Below are 16,684 nucleotides of genomic sequence, written 5' to 3' on the forward strand. Positions count from 1 at the left end.
CGTGTTGGTGGAAGTTAAGCCAGAGAGCCGCAGAGGTTATTCCTGAACCGCAAGCAAAAAAAAAGCAGCGGTATTAACCGCTGCTGGATGGCTTCCACAGTGCGAACAAACTTAAACGGCGTGTTTAACCTGTTCATCCAGCAGTTGTGGAAACATATCGGCAGGTTCTGCAGAAAGTTTACGTCTTTTTACGGCACGTGATGGTGGCTGGCACAGGCTGCATGTAAAGCTGCCAACCGGCTGATGCGCATGATTAATAAAGCTGCCATTGCAGCATTTGCAATCCGCCAGTTCCAGCATGCCACTTTCAACGAATCGGACCAGGGTCCAGGCGCGGGTCAGCGCCAACAGCGGGCCCTCGTCCGATTGCGGACACTGTTCGAGATATAAACGGTAGGCTTTAATTACGGCATCGACACCGCTGCACAAACCGGTTTTCAGTAAAAATTTCCAGGCGTTGCAAAACATAGAAGCATGGATGTTCTGCTCCCACGTCATAAACCAGTCCGTGGAGAACGGCAGCATGCCTTTTGGCGGCGGACTGCCACGTAACTCTTTATAGAGCTTGATCAGACGACCACGGCTCAGCTGAGTTTCACTCTCTAACATCTGTAAGCGCGCACCTAAAGTGATCAGCTCCATCGCGAGCTGAATATCACGTGCTTCCTGAACAATACTTTTCTCACTCATGACATTGCTCTCTTTTTAGCAGACGCTTCATCTTTAGACGCATTACGCAATAAACGGCTCGATAATAAAATGCCGGTGTGGATTTGTTGTAAATCATCCACGCGTGATTCCTGCGTCAGGCGATTAATGGTGCTGCTATCGGTAAAACGGAACTGGCAAACCAGTTGATTGGTTTCCGCCATTTTTACCATCTCAGGCAATGTTAATTCAGATAATGCGTTCGCCATTTTCTCGTCAATGCCGAGGCGAAACATTGCAGAAGCTTTATCCTGGTTAATTAAACGCTGCGCGAGCAGTAAATAAGACAAATTGAGGTCATAAATATGTTTCAGTACTTCAGAGGTGCCCATTATTTTTCCATCCTGAGAGATGCGACGTAACTGTATCGCAGATTAAAACCTGCGGTTCGAGCTGCTGTTTGTTAAATCAAAAGATGGCAAAAAAACTTCACATAATTTCAATGTCACTGTTTTTCGCCTTCTATTTTCGTGGGTTTCAGACCCACTGAAGGTCGAAAATCCATGCCATTCTATTTTCGAGTTCAGGACATCTTCCGTGACGTCTTCTTACGTTTTTTAGGACTATTCCGAAAACAACGCAAATCTATATCGTCTGATTTCGACATACAACGACAGTCAGATGAAATTTTAGATAAAGTGTGATGCAGATCACACTTTTAACGCAAATTTCTTCAGCAACCCTTTACGATTACTTACCGACTGGTCACTTTTTGAACAAAAAAGTGTGTTTTTAAGTCCAATTTGTCCTGAGAAAGGTTTAATAGGGGGTAAAAGCATCGCTATTCGACGCTTTAAGCAGTCCGGAATGATTATCGGGTGTTAATCGTTTTAACACCCTATTTAGAACCATCTAAAAGAGGGTTGTCAGCATATTATGCTAGAAAGGTGGGGCGTTATTTGCTGTTAAATTAGTTACTTAAGGGGAGTATCGCAGGGTGTGAGTAATGAAATCGTTAAGGTTTCTACGGCAGTAAGAGGGGCTTCTGGCAACCTGGCGTTAACAGTGACAGCAGAATGTTCAGGCTCCGACACCCGATGTAACAAGGGGTTACATAAGAAAGGCGAATGAATTAACGGCAGGTTATACGTTGGCACTATCATTATCGGCAGTCTGAAAAAAAACTTTAGCAAAGTAGTTAAAGAAAGCGGCGGGCAGCGGTATGACTGGGTTTTTGAGGTTCTCTGCATATATCGGGCCACTCTGCGCCGCCACTGAGGATATTGGCACAAAATCGCCGCACAGCGTCTTTAACAGATAGCGGGCGAGTTTTCTGTGAGCTGGGCCGAAAAAAAAGCAGCGATACCAGGGTGGTATCGCTGCTTCCATTATTGCGATAAAGGCTCAGGTCAGGCGAGTTTCGGGAAGGTCGCTACCTTGTTCGCGGTGCTGTGGTCAACGCTGCGTGGGTCAATGCGCTCCAGATCCTTCAGGAAGCTCTCACGCCAGGCAGTAATGTCGTTTTTGCGCAATACCGCCATCATGTCGTTGTAGCGTGAAATCCTTTCGGTTCGCGGCATGGTTATCGCCTTATCCAGCGCAGCAGCGACTTCATCACGGTCATACGGATTCACTATCAGCGCTGAGGTCAGTTCGTTAGCGGCACCGGCAAAGCGCGACAGCACCAGTACACCAGGATCGTCCGGGTCCTGCGCAGCGACATACTCTTTCGCGACCAGATTCATGCCATCACGCAGCGGCGTCACCAGACCTACATCGGTCAGGCGGAAGATTTTCATCAGCAGGCGACGGTCGAAATGCTGGTTAAGGTAGTAAAGCGGGGTCCAGCCCAGCGTACCGTACTTACCGTTAATCCGTCCTGCTTCGGTCTCCAGCTGATGCCGGATATCCTGATAGGCCTGCACATCACCACGTGAGGTCGGTGCAATCTGCGAGTAACGGATTTTGCCGCGATGCTGCGGGAAGTTTTCCAGCAGCGCTTCATAGGCAAGAAAGCGCTCCGGCAGCCCTTTGGAATAGTCGAGACGTTCGCAGGCAATAATGTTGCGTGCATCGCCCAGCTCTTTCTTCATGGCAGCCATTTTCGGCGGCAGTGGCCCTTCGGCCATCTCTTTGATACTGTCTGGCTCAATCCCGATCGGATAGACCTCAGTCATAAAGGTGTTGCCAAAAGCGCGATGCTTTTTGTCGCCTTTATTCTGCAGTTGCGTAAGCTGACTGACGCTGTCCAGGAAGGCCACCCGATCCGATTCAGTCTGGAAGCCAAGCAGGTCATATTCACACAGCATTTCCAGCAGCTCTTTGTGCGGAGGCAGTGCATTGAATATTTCTGGCGTCGGGAACGGAATATGCAGGAAGAAGCCGATGCGGTTATTAATCCCGGCCCGACGCAGCGCGGCAGCAAACGGTAAGAAATGATAATCGTGGATCCAGACAATATCATCCGGTTTGATCAGCGGTTTTAAACGCTGCGCCACCGCGTCATTAACCTCGCAATACCCTTCCCACGCTTCACGCTGGAACTGCACCAGATCGAGGCGATAATGGAAGGCGGGCCAGATAACCGTATTCGAGAACTGGCAATAATAGAGATCGTAATCGTTCTGGCTCAGCGGGAAGGAAGCATACTCAATACCTTCATGTTTCTGCACACTGACGTCTTCAACTTCTTCGCCGGTGAACTCGCTGATTTCACCGTTCCAGCCAAACCATAATCCACCGGTGCTTTTCAGTGCATCGAGAATGCCAACGGCCAGGCCGCCAGCGCTGGTTTTAGACCCATCTGGCATGGCGACACGGTTAGATACAACCACTAAACGACTCATAACCTAAACTCCTTACCGACGTTGTCTTGCTCTAATAGTAATAATGTTCTTTCCAGCCAGCCATAAACGGCATCGACATCATTTAGCCGATAACCGGCCTGGCTTGACCCTTCGCCGACTTTAACTGAGACGCCCTGCCGTTCGTTAACGGCCAGGAAGCCCTTCTCATCCGTCAAATCGTCGCCAATAAAGACTGGCGTGCGTCCGGCAAAAGGGGGCTGCTGCATAAAGTCGCTGATTGCGGCACCTTTATCGATGCCTGCCGGTTTAATCTCAACCACGCATTTCCCTGGCTGAAGCGCCAGTCCCGTGAAACGCTTCACTGACTGTTCAGCCAGTCGCAACACATCCTGCTCATGCTGCATCGCCTGACGGTAGTGAAGTGCAAAGGCCATACCTTTCACCTCAAGCTGAGTGCCAGGCCAGCATGCCATCGCATCCTGCAATTCCTTCCTGAGATTTTTTTCGACCTCAACAGGCAGGCTGATGCGCTGCACATGCCCCTCTGCATCACGACGCTCAGCGCCATGCACGCCCGCCGCCGGGCCGTGCCATGGTGCAGCCAGCGCATCCAGTTGTTCGATGGGTCTGCCGGAGACCAGCGCCAGTGCGCCCTGAGAAAGCGCAGAGAGCTGTTGAAGTTGTGCGATGACCTGCTCAGGAATAAATACCGCTTCGGGACGGGACTGTATCGCTGCCAGCGTACCATCGACATCAAAAAAGAAGGCGTACTGCCCGCTACTTAGTGTCGGGTACCTGGCATGGGTGTCTGCCGCTTGGGTCACGTTACTTCTCCTGAAAATCAAATTTAATAAAACATTGAGTTAAAACAAGAATGTCCTGACGCAGTCAGGTCAGCAAGCGGGAAATTCTGATAAAACGATGATTGAGGGGTAAAACGCGATGATTGGATAGGTCACTCTCCTCAAACTTGCAAGCGCATTGCTGACAATACTGGCTAACTGAGAACATCTTCACATTAAGTGTAGTCATTAACAGGGGTTATGCCAGAAAGATGCACTTTTCATGCCAGCCGCTGCGGTTAAGTCAGCATAAAAGCGCCATTCACACCTGTTCTTTTTTTATAATCGTAGCGGTATCGGTCCGCATCACGCTGGCATGATACCCGTTACACACTCCATACAAATGACATTCTTCAAAGCTTAAGCTTCTTAAGGTATTCCTAATATAGAAAGCGCAATCTCGTGACACTTTTATTACTCTGGTTCCTGCTCACATGGCGTTTACCCTGAAGAGGCCGCTGATTAGCCGCCTTAGCTTGCTGATCCTGGCTGCGGTTTATATCGCGGTTTTCCTTAATATTGCCTACTACCGTCAGGTGCTGGCGGTCATGCCGCTGAACAACCTGCATACCACGCTGGTATTTTTAACGATGCCTGTAGTCGCCTTTAGCGTGATTAACATCGTGATTACGCTGGCCTCGTTTGTCTGGCTGGATCGGCTGCTGGCCGCCCTGTTTATTCTGCTCTCTGCGTCGGCACAGTTTTTTATTCAGACTTATAACATCGTGGTCGATCGCTCGATGATCACCAACATGATGGATACCACCGCTTCTGAATCCTTTGCGCTAGTTACGCCGCAGCTGCTTCTTACCCTGCTCACCTCGGGCGTGCTGATGGCGTTGCTGGTGTTCTGGCCGCGCATAAAACGGCAGCAGTGGCGTGGCGTGCTGGCGCGACTGCTCAGCGTGCTGCTTTCCGCCGCGCTGATCGTGCTGGTCGCCCTGCTCTTCTATAAAGATTACGCTTCGCTGTTCCGCAACAACCGCGAGCTGGTTAAAGCGCTCAGCCCGTCGAACAGCATTGCGGCAACGCTCTCCTGGTATAAGCATGAGCAACTGCAGAATGTGCCGCTGGTGCGCATCGGTGAAGATGCCCATCTGCAGCCCAGCCGCAGCAGCGGTAAGCCAAATCTGACGATTCTGGTGCTGGGAGAGACGTCGCGCGCGCAAAACTTCTCGCTGGGCGGTTACGGTCGTCTGACCAATCCTTTACTGGCGAAAGACGATGTGATCTACTTCCCGCACACCACCTCGTGCGGCACGGCGACGGCGGTTTCGGTGCCCTGCATGTTCTCCAACATGCCGCGCGCGCACTATGATGATGTGCTGGCTGCGCATCAGGAGGGACTGCTGGATATTATTCAGCGCGCTGGCATCAGTGTGTTATGGAATGAAAATGATGGTGGCTGCAAAGGTGCCTGTGACCGGGTGCCGCATCAGGACATGACCAGCCTGAACCTGCCCGGCATGTGTATTAATGGTGAGTGTTATGACGACGTGCTGTTCCACGGGCTGGACGACTACATCAGTCAGCTGAAAGGCAACGGGGTCATTGTCCTGCATACCATTGGCAGTCATGGCCCGACCTACAGCCATCGGTATCCGCCACAGTTCCGTCAGTTTGAACCGACCTGTGATACCAATCAGATTCAGGACTGTTCGCAACAACAGCTGATCAACACCTATGACAACACGCTGGTCAATGTGGATCATATTGTCGATAAAGCAATCAATGTCCTGCGCGCGCATCAGGATCGCTTCACCACCAGCCTGGTCTATCTTTCCGATCACGGTGAATCGCTGGGTGAAAATGGCGCTTACCTGCATGGCCTGCCCTATGCTATTGCCCCGGATACGCAGAAACATGTGCCGATGCTGATCTGGCTTTCCGATGATTATCAGAAACGTTATGCGGTTAATCGCGGCTGTCTGAATAAACTGGCGGCGACAGACGATTTTTCACAGGATAATCTGTTTTCAACCATGCTGGGATTAACCGGCACCGCGACCCACGAATATGTGCCTGCGGATGATATTTTGACGTCGTGTCGGAGCCAACCTTAATGAAGATACTGATTGTTGAAGATGATGCGCTGCTACTGCAAGGCCTGATGCTGGCGCTGGAAGGCGAAGGCTATGTCTGCGATGGCGTGACGCGGGTGCGGGATGCTGAAGCGCATTTCGCCAGCGGTCTCTATAGTCTGGTGGTGCTGGATCTGGGTTTACCGGATGAAGATGGACTGCACTTCCTGATACGCCTGCGGCGGCAGAAGAAGATGACGCCGGTACTAATACTTACCGCACGCGACACCATCAGCGAGCGCATTGCCGGGCTCGACGCGGGTGCTGACGACTATCTGATTAAACCGTTTTCGCTGGATGAGTTGCTGGCGCGGATCCGCGCGTTGATTCGCCGTCACGTCAATCAGGGCGACAGTCATGTCAGAGTGGGTGCGCTGGCGCTGGATATGACCCATCGTCAGATCACCCTCAGCGATGTGCTGCTGGATCTGACACCCAAAGAGTTTGCGATTCTGTCACGACTGATGCTGAAGGCCGGCAATCCGGTTCACCGGGAAATTCTCTATCAGGACATCTATAACTGGGAGACCGAGCCTTCTACTAATACGCTGGAAGTGCATATCCATAATCTGCGCGACAAAATTGGCAAAAGCGCCATTCGTACCGTGCGCGGGTTTGGTTATGCGCTGGTGACGCAGGATGGCGTTCGCGAGGCAACATGATAAAACGTTTCGATCACCGCAGTATGCGCTTTCGCCTGATCCTGACCATTGGTCTGATTCTGCTGGTCTTCCAGGTGATCAGCGTGGTCTGGCTGTGGCATGAGAGTAAAGAGCAGATTCAGTTTCTGGTGGAAGCCCAACTGCAGAAGCGCAACATGGACAGTCACGTGAAGCGCGAAGTGCATGAAGCGGTGGCCAGCCTGGCGGTGCCGAGCCTGGTGATGATTACGCTGACGCTGCTGCTTTGCTATCAGGCGGTGAAATGGATCACCCGGCCGCTCTATCAGCTGCAGCGGGAACTCGAAAGCCGAAGCGAAGAGAATCTCGATCCCGTCGCCTGTCACAGTCAGGTTCATGAGATCGATGCGGTGACTCAGGCGATCAATCAGCTGGTCGCCCGCCTCAACAGCAGTCTGGAGCGCGAACGGCTGTTTACCGCCGACGTGGCGCATGAGTTGCGCACACCGCTGGCGGGATTACGGCTGCATCTGGAGTTAATCGAACGCAACAGCGATGTCAAAGTTCAGCCGCTGGTGCAGCGTCTTGATCAGATGACGCACAGCGTGTCGCAGCTGCTGAATCTGGCGCGCGCCGGACAGTCATTCACTTCGGGCACCTATCAAAACGTCGGGCTGATTGAAGATGTGATCCTGCCGATGGAAGCGGAGCTGAGTATTATGCTGGAGGCGCATCAGCAGACGATGGTGCTGGATCTGCCGCAGGAGCAGTTTGTGCGTGGTGATGCGACCCTGCTGAAGATGTTGCTGCGTAATCTGGTTGAGAACGCCCATCGCTATAGCCCGGATAACAGCACCATAAGCGTGCAGCTGTTGTCTGTGCCACAGCCCATGATGGTAGTGGAAGATGAGGGACCGGGCATTGATGAGAGTAAAAGTGGCGAGCTGAGTAAAGCGTTTATCCGGATGGACAGTCGCTATGGCGGTATCGGACTCGGGCTGAGCATTGTCAGCCGCATCGTCCAGTTACACCGTTTTCAGTTTTTCTTAGAGAACCGTCGCGACCGGAGCGGTTGCCGGGCCGTCATTAAGTTTTAAGCGGTAAACCAGGCAGACAGGAACAGAACAACCGTTGCTGCGGCGATCAGCAGTGCCGCATATTCGCTCATCGGACGTGAAGCAGTGACAGACAGGGTAGCAGGCGCAGTTTTCATAGCATTATCCTCCGTTAAAGCAGGCAGTATCGCGACTGCATATTAAGGAAACCTTAAGCTCGTGAGACTGTCGTTAAAAATGTCTGCACTGCCCTGTTTCCCCGTTGACCTTGCCTTTATGGCTGCTGACCTTTCCGCCGCACCCGCAGTGTGCTCTACACTTAATGGCACCCTTCCGTTAAAGGAGCTACGCCATGAGCCAACGCATGCACAAATATGCTTTTCCGGTCAGCAAAGCCCGCAAATACCTTGAGCCGGGACCGGTTCTGCTGCTCAGCTCGCAGTATCAGGATCAGCATGACATCATGACGCTCGGCTGGCACACGGTGCTGGAGTTCTCGCCGTCCCTGGTCGGCTGCATGATTGCCGGTATGAATCACAGCCACGAGCTGATCCGCAACAGCGGTCAGTGCGTGCTGAATATTCCTTCCGCCTCGCTGATTAATGAAGTGGTGGCTGTCGGCAACAGCCACGGTGACAGTATTGATAAGTTTGAAGCGTTTGGCCTGACGCCGGAGCCGGCTCAGGTAGTGGGTGCGCCGATGATTGCCGAATGTTTTGCCAGCTTTGAATGTCAGCTTTATGACGACGCCATGGTCGCCCGCTACAACCTGTTTATTTTTGAGATCGTCAAAGCGCATGTCGCTGAGCAGCCCGAATATCCCCCGACCCTGCACTACACCGGTGAAGGCCGGTTTAGCGTGATGAGCGACAAAATGCTGGATAAGAGCGGAGATTTTAAACCGGAGATGCTCATCTAGTTGAAAGCGCTCTGCTGCGCCCCCATTCACCTCTTTCGACCTGACAGGAGTAAATTATTATGGCAATCGAATACGCAGTTATCGCTGGCGGCTGTTTCTGGTGTACCGAAGCGGTATTTAAGGATGTGATCGGCGTTGAGTCGGTTGAAAGCGGCTATACCGGCGGTGCCCGTCCTAATCCGACCTATGAGCAGGTCTGCAGCGGCGCAACCGGTCATGCAGAAGCGATCCGCATTGGCTTTGATCCGGAGCAGGTAACTTATGGCGATCTGCTGGATATCAGCTTTGTCACGCATGATCCGACACAGCTGAACCGTCAGGGCAATGATATCGGCACCCAGTATCGCTCTGCCATTTTCCCGGCGAATGCCGAGCAGGAAGCAGAAGCGCGCGCCGCCATTAAACGCGCCCAGGCTGATCATGATGTGCCGGTTGTGACCACGATTGAGCCGCTGAAAGAGTGGTATCCCGCTGAAGCCTATCATCAGGATTACTGGGAAGGTGCCGGTCAGCGCAACGGTTACTGCATGGCAGTCATCCCACCGAAACTGCAGAAGCTGCGTAAGAGCTTCGCTAATCGGGTGAAGAGCTGACTTAGCGTCTGACGGAGCGGCGTCTGGCTGGGATACAGGCCCGGACGCCGCTCCGGGTTATTTCAGTCGTCACGCCGTCCTTAACATGACCCGATCGGCTTCTTTATTACTGTGGAATATGGCGCATAAATGCCCGGTTTTAAGCCGCAGTAAATCGATTCGTTCAGAGCTTAAGCGAATAGATCGAAAGAAAAAAATAGTGCTTGACCCTTTTCAGCCGACTCCCTATAGTACCGCCCCGTTGACCCAGCGCGGTCAGCGAAGTAAATGTGGTGAGGTGTCCGAGTGGCTGAAGGAGCACGCCTGGAAAGTGTGTATACGGCAACGTATCGGGGGTTCGAATCCCCCTCTCACCGCCACATTCTGAAGAAGAGCCTGAACAAACGTTCAGGCTTTTTTTTTTGAATATTGCACAGTAAGAGGGGTGAGAAGCCCCGCCGGAGAACGACCGCATGCGCAGCATGCTGGACAGCGGAGCGTGCGACGCTACCCCACAATAAGAAAACCCGGCCGGAGCCGGGTTTGGGCGCTACACTTCTACTCAATCAAACGCTAGCTATATGCGTGCAGGGTGCGCTGACACAGCGCAGAACGCACACAATCCTCTTTGCCAAAGCGCACAATGCCCACCATCTCGTCCTCTTCAAAACGCGCCAGCGCGTCCGCGAGACCGGAAGGCACCCCAGCGGGCAAGTCGCACTGGGTAATATCGCCGTTAACAATGACCGTGACGTTTTCGCCCAGTCGGGTCAGGAACATTTTCATCTGCGCGGCGGTCACGTTCTGCGCCTCGTCCAGAATCACCACAGCATTTTCAAAGGTGCGGCCTCGCATATAGGCGAAGGGCGCAATCTCTACCTTGGCAATTTCCGGACGCAGACAATATTGCATAAATGATGCGCCAAGACGTTTAACCAGAATGTCATAAACCGGGCGGAAATAAGGGGCGAATTTCTCAGAAATATCACCGGGCAGGAATCCCAAATCCTCATCTGCCTGAAGTACCGGGCGCGTAACAATAATCCTGTCGATATCCTTATTGATCAGGGCCTCAGCTGCTTTCGCAGCACTGATCCAGGTTTTACCACATCCGGCCTCACCGGTTGCAAAGATCAGCTGTTTCGTTCCTATGGCATTAAGATAGTGCGCCTGAGCTTCATTACGGGCTTCAATCGGTAGCCGGTCACGCGTATCGCGCGCCATGCCAATCGCATCCAGTCCGCTCATATGCACCAGCGAAGTGACCGACTCTTCTTCACGCTGACGATGACTCCGTGAGTCATTACGAAGCACTCTTCTCGCTTCACGACGCGCTTTGATCACTGCTTTCTGTCTTCCCATAGTGGCACCTTTCAGTTGGTTTCATTTCCTGCGCGAGGCCGGTGGCCCGTTGCGATTACGTGAACGCTTTAGAGGTTTCAGTTGGCTTCCTTTTGAGCCATGACAGGACAGGATAGTGGGTATGCAGCAGCGCAATAGCGTGGCTGAACACCGGATAAAACAGGCTGTGCTAAGACAAAAGAAATGGTTGAAGGAAGGGAGAAATAACGAGGCAGAATTGCCCTCGCGGTCAGGCGCAATTTATTCAGTGGCAGTAACGTTCCATAAAAAACTCGACCCATGCGCGAACTCCAGTGTGATACATCGACACATCCGATTACGCCTGTTGAATAAAGTGCATCATTTCGTTGGACTTTTGCAATAGTAATTTTACCTGCTGGCAAAGGAATTGCTAATCACACGTAACTATTTCTTTTAAGGCGAGATGTAAAATTCATAGATTACAGTGAATTAGCTTATTTGATATATGCCAGAGCATGGCTTAATCTCAGCGAAAACTCAGTAAGCAAAGTGCTGAAACCGAAAAGGCAGGCGGTCAGGGATGAGCCGCCTGCAATGGTTAAAATTTAATCAGGACTCCAGCAACGGCTGCGCTAAATAATGGCTGGCGTCGGGGACACCGGGCAAAGCAAAAAAGTAACCGCCGCCAAAAGGCCGGATATATTCTTCCAGCGCTTCACCGTTCAGACGTTGCTGCACGGTAAGAAATCCACGTTCCAGATCGTGCTGGTAGCAGACGAACAGCAGCCCCATCTCCAGCTGGCCGGAGGCGGAGATACCCGCCGAGTAACTGTAGCCGCGTCGCAGCATCAGGCTGCTGGCCGTCTCAGGTGTGCGAGGGTTAGCAAGGCGAATATGTGCATCCAGTGCAATCACGTCGCCATCCGGGTCACGGGCATAATCCGGCACGTCACGCTCATGCTTCATTCCCAGCGGCGCACCGCTCAGCTTCTCGCGTCCAAAGATGGTCTGCTGCTCACCCAGCGGCGTGCGGTCCCACATTTCCACGTGAAAGCGGATAAGCCGCACCGCCTGATAGCTGCCGTTGCGTGCCCAGACAGGTTCTTCCTGGTCCGCGGTCACCCAAAGCAGTTGATTCATCAGCGCAGAATCACGGGTATCCGGATTCGCCGTGCCATCTTTAAAGCCCAGCAGATTGATCGGCGTCTCCTGCCCCTGACTGCGTGCCGCGTGGTCGGAGATGAAACCTTCGCGCCGCCAGCGTACACCCAGCAGATCGGGCGTATGCTTGATGATGTCACGCAGGGCATGAATCACCGTATCCTGAGTGTTGGCACAGAGCTGTAACAGCAAATCGCCGTGACACTGGCTGGCATCCAGCGAATCATTGGGGAAGCGCGTCATCGGCTGCAATTTTTTCGGCTTATGCGGCGCCAGACCAAAGCGTTCATCAAACAGCGAATGCCCGACCGACACGGTAATCGTCAGATTATCCGGCGCGATAGTCGCCCCAAGGATACCGGAATCCATCGGAGGCAGTTGCGGATTGGTGACCGCAGGTGCCGGACCGCCCGCAGTGAGAAAGGCGATACGCTCGGTCAGCAGCTGAAACAGACGCTTCAGTTCGGCTTTATCGCTGCTGAGCAGATCAAACGCCACCAGCATCATTGATGCCTGCTGGGGCGTCGTGATTCCCGCCTGATGCTGACCATAAAACGGCTGCGTCTGCTGTCGCGCCTGTGGCGTCACCGTACCCGGCGAAAAGCTGTCAGCGGCAGCGGTATGGAACGGACAGCCGCCGCCGATGGCCGCCGCGCCGCCCAGCAGACCCAGTCCTTTCAGTAAACGACGACGCGCAGGCTGCGCGTCATCTTCCTTACGACTCATGATTAATCCAGACCCAGAGTGCCACGAAGTAATGAAAGATCTTCCGCCAGGGCGGTGATCGGCCCTTTCAGCGCGTTACGGTCGGCGCTGGTCAGCTTCTCATAGGATTCGAAACCGGTTTGGGTGCGGTACTTGCTCAGGATCGCATCCACTTTTTTGAAGTTGGCGTCAACTTTGGCCAGCAGCTGCGGATTCGCTTTGCTCACCAGCGGTCGCAGCAGCTCAACGATTTTCTGTGCACCATCAATATTGGCCTGGAAATCCCACAGGTCGGTGCGGCTGTAGCGATCTTCTTCGCCGGAGATTTTGCTGGAAGCCACTTCTTCAATCAGACCGGCTGCGCCGCCGACGACTTTGGCTGGCGGGAAAGCCAGTTCGCTGATGCGCACCTGCAGATCTTTCACATCTTTATTCAGCTTATCCGCGTAGTCCGCCATGTCTTTGGTGCTGTTATCAGCAAACAGAGCTTTTTCCAGACGGTGGAAACCGGTGAACTTCGGATCGGCTGATTTCTTCTCGTAGTCATCTTCACGGGCATCGATACTGCCGTCGAGATCGGAGAACAGCTCAGCAATCGGCTCAATGCGCTCATAGTACTGACGGGTCGGGGCAAACAGCGCTTTGGCTTTTTCCACATCGCCCGCTTTAACCGCGTCCGTGAACGCCTGAGTGCTGCTCACCAGCTGGTTAACCTGCTCCGTTACATAAGCTTTATATTCGGTGATCGGCCCTTCCAGCTGCATACGTGCGGAAGTGCTGTTTGTCGCTGCGCCCTCACCCTTTACAATCAGCTTGCCTTTTGGATTGCTCAGCAGGCCACAGGTCATCTCATATTCGCCCGCTTCCAGATTAGCGGTCAGCTTCTGACTGAAGCCCGGCGCGATGTTTTCACGCTCTTCCACCACCAGCACGCCTTTGAGGATCTCCCACTCCAGCGCTTTCTGGCTGTTGTTTTTAATCAGGAACTGGGTTTTGCCAGCCTTAACCGTCAGGCTCATCGGCTCACACTGCCTGTCATTGACGCTTACGGTAACCTGAGGAACCGCTGCGGTCGCCGATGCGGAGATTGCCAGCAGAGGAAGCAGCAGTGCCTTGCGGCGGAAACGCATTGTCATCTCGATATTCCCTGTTAAGTTGCAGGCGCGACGGGCGCGCCAAAAAAATTTCTGATTACACCGTGGCCGACGCAGCAGGACGCGCAGGCATAAAGAACAGAATCAGCGCCGGGATCAGGTAGACGAAGTAAATCGTCACTTCACTGACGCTTGGCGTCTCCTGATAACCCAGAATGCCTTCCAGCAGCGTGCCGAACAGCGAATGGGTCGATAAGGTATTGCTGAGATCGAAGGCCACATCCTGAAAGCGATTCCATAAGCCCGCTTCGTGGAAGGCGCGAATCGCACCGGCTGCAAGGCCCGCCGCGACAAACAGGATGAAGACGCTGGTCCAGCGGAAGAAATGCGCCATGTTCAGACGGATACCGCCCCAGTAAAGCAGCATGCCCAGCACCACGGCGGTTGCCAGCCCCAGTACCGCGCCAATCGGTGGCGCATAACCGACATCCTGCGTAAACGCCGCCAGCAGGAAGAACACCGATTCCAGCCCTTCACGTGCCACGGCAAGAAACACCATCAGCACCAGCGCCAGACCGCCCCGCCCTGAACGTTGCAGCGCCTGATCCACCGCCTGCTCAAGCTCGACCCTGATGTTGCGGGCGACTTTACGCATCCAGAAAACCATTGAGGTCAGGATTACCACCGCAATCACCGCCACAATGCCCTCAAACAGCTCCTGTTCTTTTTGCGGGAATTCACCGGTAGTGGCATTGATGAACAGGCCAAGGCCCAGACAGAGCGCAGCGGCGATAAACACGCCCGCCCACATCGCCGGAAACCATTGGGTGCGCTGGGTGCGCTTGAGATAGCTGGCTATCAGGCTGACTATCAGCGCGGCTTCGAGCCCTTCGCGCAGCATGATGAGAAAAGGAACAAACATCGCCAACCTCTTGAATGTTAAGCAGCGTCAATGAACAGTAAAATCAGGTAAAGTGTAAACGATACCGATTATCATTATCGCTGCGAAAAAAACAAGTTACTGGCGGAGATAATTTCATCTTTGGGTGATTTATCTTTGTAACAAAAAAAAGCCCGCTCCTTACGGGGCGGGCTTTCATGACTAACGCTTCGCTTATTTGGTCTGGAACTCCGCTTCTGCAGCAGCAAAGCGCTGCTGCGCTTCGGCGGAAGGTTCACGTCCCATCAGGCTGAAGACCACAATCGCGATGCTGGCGAAGATGAAGCCAGGGATGATTTCATACAGTCCCAGCCAGCCATACTGTTTCCATACCAGTACGGTCAGCGCACCAATGATCATCCCCGCCAGCGCACCGTTGCGGTTCATACGCTTCCAGCAGACGCCAAACAGCACTACCGGACCAAACGCTGCACCAAAGCCCGCCCATGCGTAGCTTACCAGGCCCAGCACACGGTTTTCCGGGTTCGACGCCAGCGCAATCGCAATCAGCGCCACCAGCAGCACCATCAGACGCCCTACCCATACCAGCTCTTTCTGGCTGGCATTTTTGCGCAGGAAGCCTTTATAGAGGTCTTCGGTCAGGGCGCTGGAGCAGACCAGCAGCTGACAGCTCAGCGTGGACATTACAGCTGCCAGAATGGCTGACAGCAGAATACCGGCAATCCACGGGTTAAACAGAATGCGCGCCAGCTCGATAAAGACGCGCTCAGCGTTGTCATTGACGCCCGTTGCCAGGGTCGGGTTGTTCTGGAAGTAGGCAATCCCGAAGAAGCCAACTGCCACCGCGCCCGCCAGACAGAGCACCATCCACGCCATACCGATACGGCGTGCGGTGCGGATAGAACGATGCGAATCTGCCGCCATAAAGCGTGCCAGAATATGGGGTTGCCCGAAGTAGCCCAGACCCCAGCCGAGCAGGGAGATGACCGCAACGAAGTTCAGCCCTTTGAGCATGTCGAGGTTTTCAAGGCTTTTCGCCTCAATCACCGTCAGCGAATCGGACCAGCCGCCTACTGCGATAATGACAAACACCGGCGTCAGGATCAGCGCAAAAATCATCAGGCTTGCCTGAACGGTATCGGTCCAGCTCACCGCTAGGAAACCGCCCACCAGCGTATAGAGGATGGTTGCCGCTGCACCCGCCCACAGAGCCGTCTGGTAATCCATACCAAAGGTGCTTTCAAACAGACGCGCACCGGCCACCACGCCCGAGGCGCAGTAGATGGTGAAGAATACCAGAATCACAATAGCGGAGATGACGCGAAGAATTTTACTGTGGTCTTCAAAGCGGCTGGTAAAGAAGTCCGGCAGGGTCAGGGCATTGTTGTGATGCTCGGTCTGAACACGCAGGCGACCCGCCACGATTTTCCAGTTCAGCCAGGCACCGATGGTCAGGCCAATCGCAATCCAGCTCTCAGAGATGCCGGAAATGAAGATGGCACCCGGTAAGCCCATCAGCAGCCAGCCGCTCATATCGGATGCACCGGCAGAGAGTGCCGTGACCACGCTACCCAGACTGCGGCCACCGAGGATGTAATCATCGAAGTTTTTGGTCGAGCGATAAGCCGCAAAACCGATTAATACCATCCCAAGAATATAAACCACAAAGGTCACCAGCATTGGTGTACTTACACTCATCTGTCTCTCCACTTATTATTTGATATCCCAGAGAAATCGCCAGCTACCCGCCTGCCGGAACGGGGCAAAGCGGGTCGATTTTCTTTGTCAGGGCGTCAGTCATTTCCCAGTGGCGCGGTATCCTGCCGGAAAGGCGTTCCGCGCACAATGGATTTAACACAGGCGTTACAGTGATTTCACTAACCGTTTGTGAAAACGTGCTGATAGGTTGCACTCGCTCACAGTTATCCGGTTGTACCTCTGCATAACCGGCCGTAA

14 protein-coding genes and 1 tRNA gene are annotated in these 16,684 nt (G+C 53.4%); 6 read left to right on the plus strand and 9 right to left on the minus strand.

Annotation, left to right across the window (positions count from 1 at the left end):
- Positions 1 to 111: 111 nt before the first annotated feature.
- The 4 genes from flhC to otsB form a co-directional block, all read right to left on the minus strand.
- Complete coding sequence (gene flhC / locus BY447_RS03225) at positions 112 to 690, minus strand: flagellar transcriptional regulator FlhC (RefSeq protein WP_013358233.1); 579 nt, start codon at positions 688 to 690, stop codon at positions 112 to 114.
- The gene (gene flhD / locus BY447_RS03230) at positions 687 to 1,040 is read right to left on the minus strand and encodes a flagellar transcriptional regulator FlhD (RefSeq protein WP_033783345.1); all 354 of its coding nucleotides are present in this window, start codon (positions 1,038 to 1,040) and stop codon (positions 687 to 689) included. Before flhD ends, flhC begins: the two co-directional genes overlap by 4 nt.
- A 1,017-nt stretch (positions 1,041 to 2,057) precedes the next feature.
- Positions 2,058 to 3,494 carry an alpha,alpha-trehalose-phosphate synthase gene (otsA, locus tag BY447_RS03240; RefSeq protein WP_110330505.1) on the minus strand — a complete coding sequence of 479 codons (1,437 nt, stop codon included), beginning with the start codon at positions 3,492 to 3,494 and terminating at the stop codon, positions 2,058 to 2,060.
- Positions 3,491 to 4,279 carry a trehalose-phosphatase gene (otsB, locus tag BY447_RS03245; protein WP_110330506.1) on the minus strand — a complete coding sequence of 263 codons (789 nt, stop codon included), beginning with the start codon at positions 4,277 to 4,279 and terminating at the stop codon, positions 3,491 to 3,493. The genes otsA and otsB overlap by 4 nt, the downstream gene beginning before the upstream one ends.
- Positions 4,280 to 4,731: 452 nt before the next feature.
- On the opposite strand from otsB, the gene eptA reads away from it, so the two are divergent.
- The 6 genes from eptA (at position 4,732) to BY447_RS03275 (ending at position 9,924) form a co-directional block, all read left to right on the plus strand.
- A complete protein-coding gene (eptA, locus tag BY447_RS03250; RefSeq protein ID WP_110330507.1) occupies positions 4,732 to 6,360 on the plus strand; it encodes a phosphoethanolamine transferase EptA in 1,629 nt (542 codons plus the stop codon).
- Positions 6,360 to 7,040: a two-component system response regulator PmrA gene (gene pmrA / locus BY447_RS03255; protein ID WP_010670822.1), complete on the plus strand. Its 681-nt coding sequence runs from the start codon at positions 6,360 to 6,362 to the stop codon at positions 7,038 to 7,040. The genes eptA and pmrA overlap by 1 nt, the downstream gene beginning before the upstream one ends.
- A complete protein-coding gene (gene pmrB, locus BY447_RS03260) occupies positions 7,037 to 8,095 on the plus strand; it encodes a two-component system sensor histidine kinase PmrB (protein WP_110330508.1) in 1,059 nt (352 codons plus the stop codon). Before pmrA ends, pmrB begins: the two co-directional genes overlap by 4 nt.
- A 310-nt stretch (positions 8,096 to 8,405) precedes the next feature.
- Positions 8,406 to 8,972, plus strand: a complete 567-nt coding sequence (locus tag BY447_RS03265; protein ID WP_033783350.1) for a flavin reductase family protein — start codon at positions 8,406 to 8,408, stop codon at positions 8,970 to 8,972.
- Between the two features lie 59 nt (positions 8,973 to 9,031).
- On the plus strand, positions 9,032 to 9,565 hold the full coding sequence (gene msrA / locus BY447_RS03270; RefSeq protein WP_110330509.1) for a peptide-methionine (S)-S-oxide reductase MsrA: 534 nt from the start codon (positions 9,032 to 9,034) through the stop codon (positions 9,563 to 9,565).
- Between the two features lie 271 nt (positions 9,566 to 9,836).
- Positions 9,837 to 9,924, plus strand: a tRNA-Ser gene (locus BY447_RS03275).
- Positions 9,925 to 10,117: 193 nt separating this feature from the next.
- Here BY447_RS03275 and phoH read toward each other — a convergent pair.
- The 5 genes from phoH to putP form a co-directional block, all read right to left on the minus strand.
- Positions 10,118 to 10,906: a phosphate starvation-inducible protein PhoH gene (phoH, locus tag BY447_RS03280; RefSeq protein WP_033732961.1), complete on the minus strand. Its 789-nt coding sequence runs from the start codon at positions 10,904 to 10,906 to the stop codon at positions 10,118 to 10,120.
- A gap of 570 nt (positions 10,907 to 11,476) precedes the next feature.
- Positions 11,477 to 12,754 (minus strand): iron uptake transporter deferrochelatase/peroxidase subunit, encoded by a 1,278-nt coding sequence (gene efeB / locus BY447_RS03290; protein WP_110330511.1) that lies wholly within the window; start codon positions 12,752 to 12,754, stop codon positions 11,477 to 11,479.
- A gap of 2 nt (positions 12,755 to 12,756) precedes the next feature.
- Positions 12,757 to 13,869: an iron uptake system protein EfeO gene (gene efeO, locus BY447_RS03295; protein WP_033783355.1), complete on the minus strand. Its 1,113-nt coding sequence runs from the start codon at positions 13,867 to 13,869 to the stop codon at positions 12,757 to 12,759.
- A gap of 55 nt (positions 13,870 to 13,924) precedes the next feature.
- Positions 13,925 to 14,749 carry an iron uptake transporter permease EfeU gene (efeU, locus tag BY447_RS03300; RefSeq protein WP_033783356.1) on the minus strand — a complete coding sequence of 275 codons (825 nt, stop codon included), beginning with the start codon at positions 14,747 to 14,749 and terminating at the stop codon, positions 13,925 to 13,927.
- Between the two features lie 192 nt (positions 14,750 to 14,941).
- A complete protein-coding gene (gene putP / locus BY447_RS03305; protein WP_033732967.1) occupies positions 14,942 to 16,426 on the minus strand; it encodes a sodium/proline symporter PutP in 1,485 nt (494 codons plus the stop codon).
- Between the last annotated feature and the right edge of the window lie 258 nt (positions 16,427 to 16,684).

The sequence above is a fragment of the Pantoea sp. JKS000250 genome (assembly GCF_003201065.1).
Classification (GTDB): domain Bacteria; phylum Pseudomonadota; class Gammaproteobacteria; order Enterobacterales; family Enterobacteriaceae; genus Pantoea; species Pantoea vagans.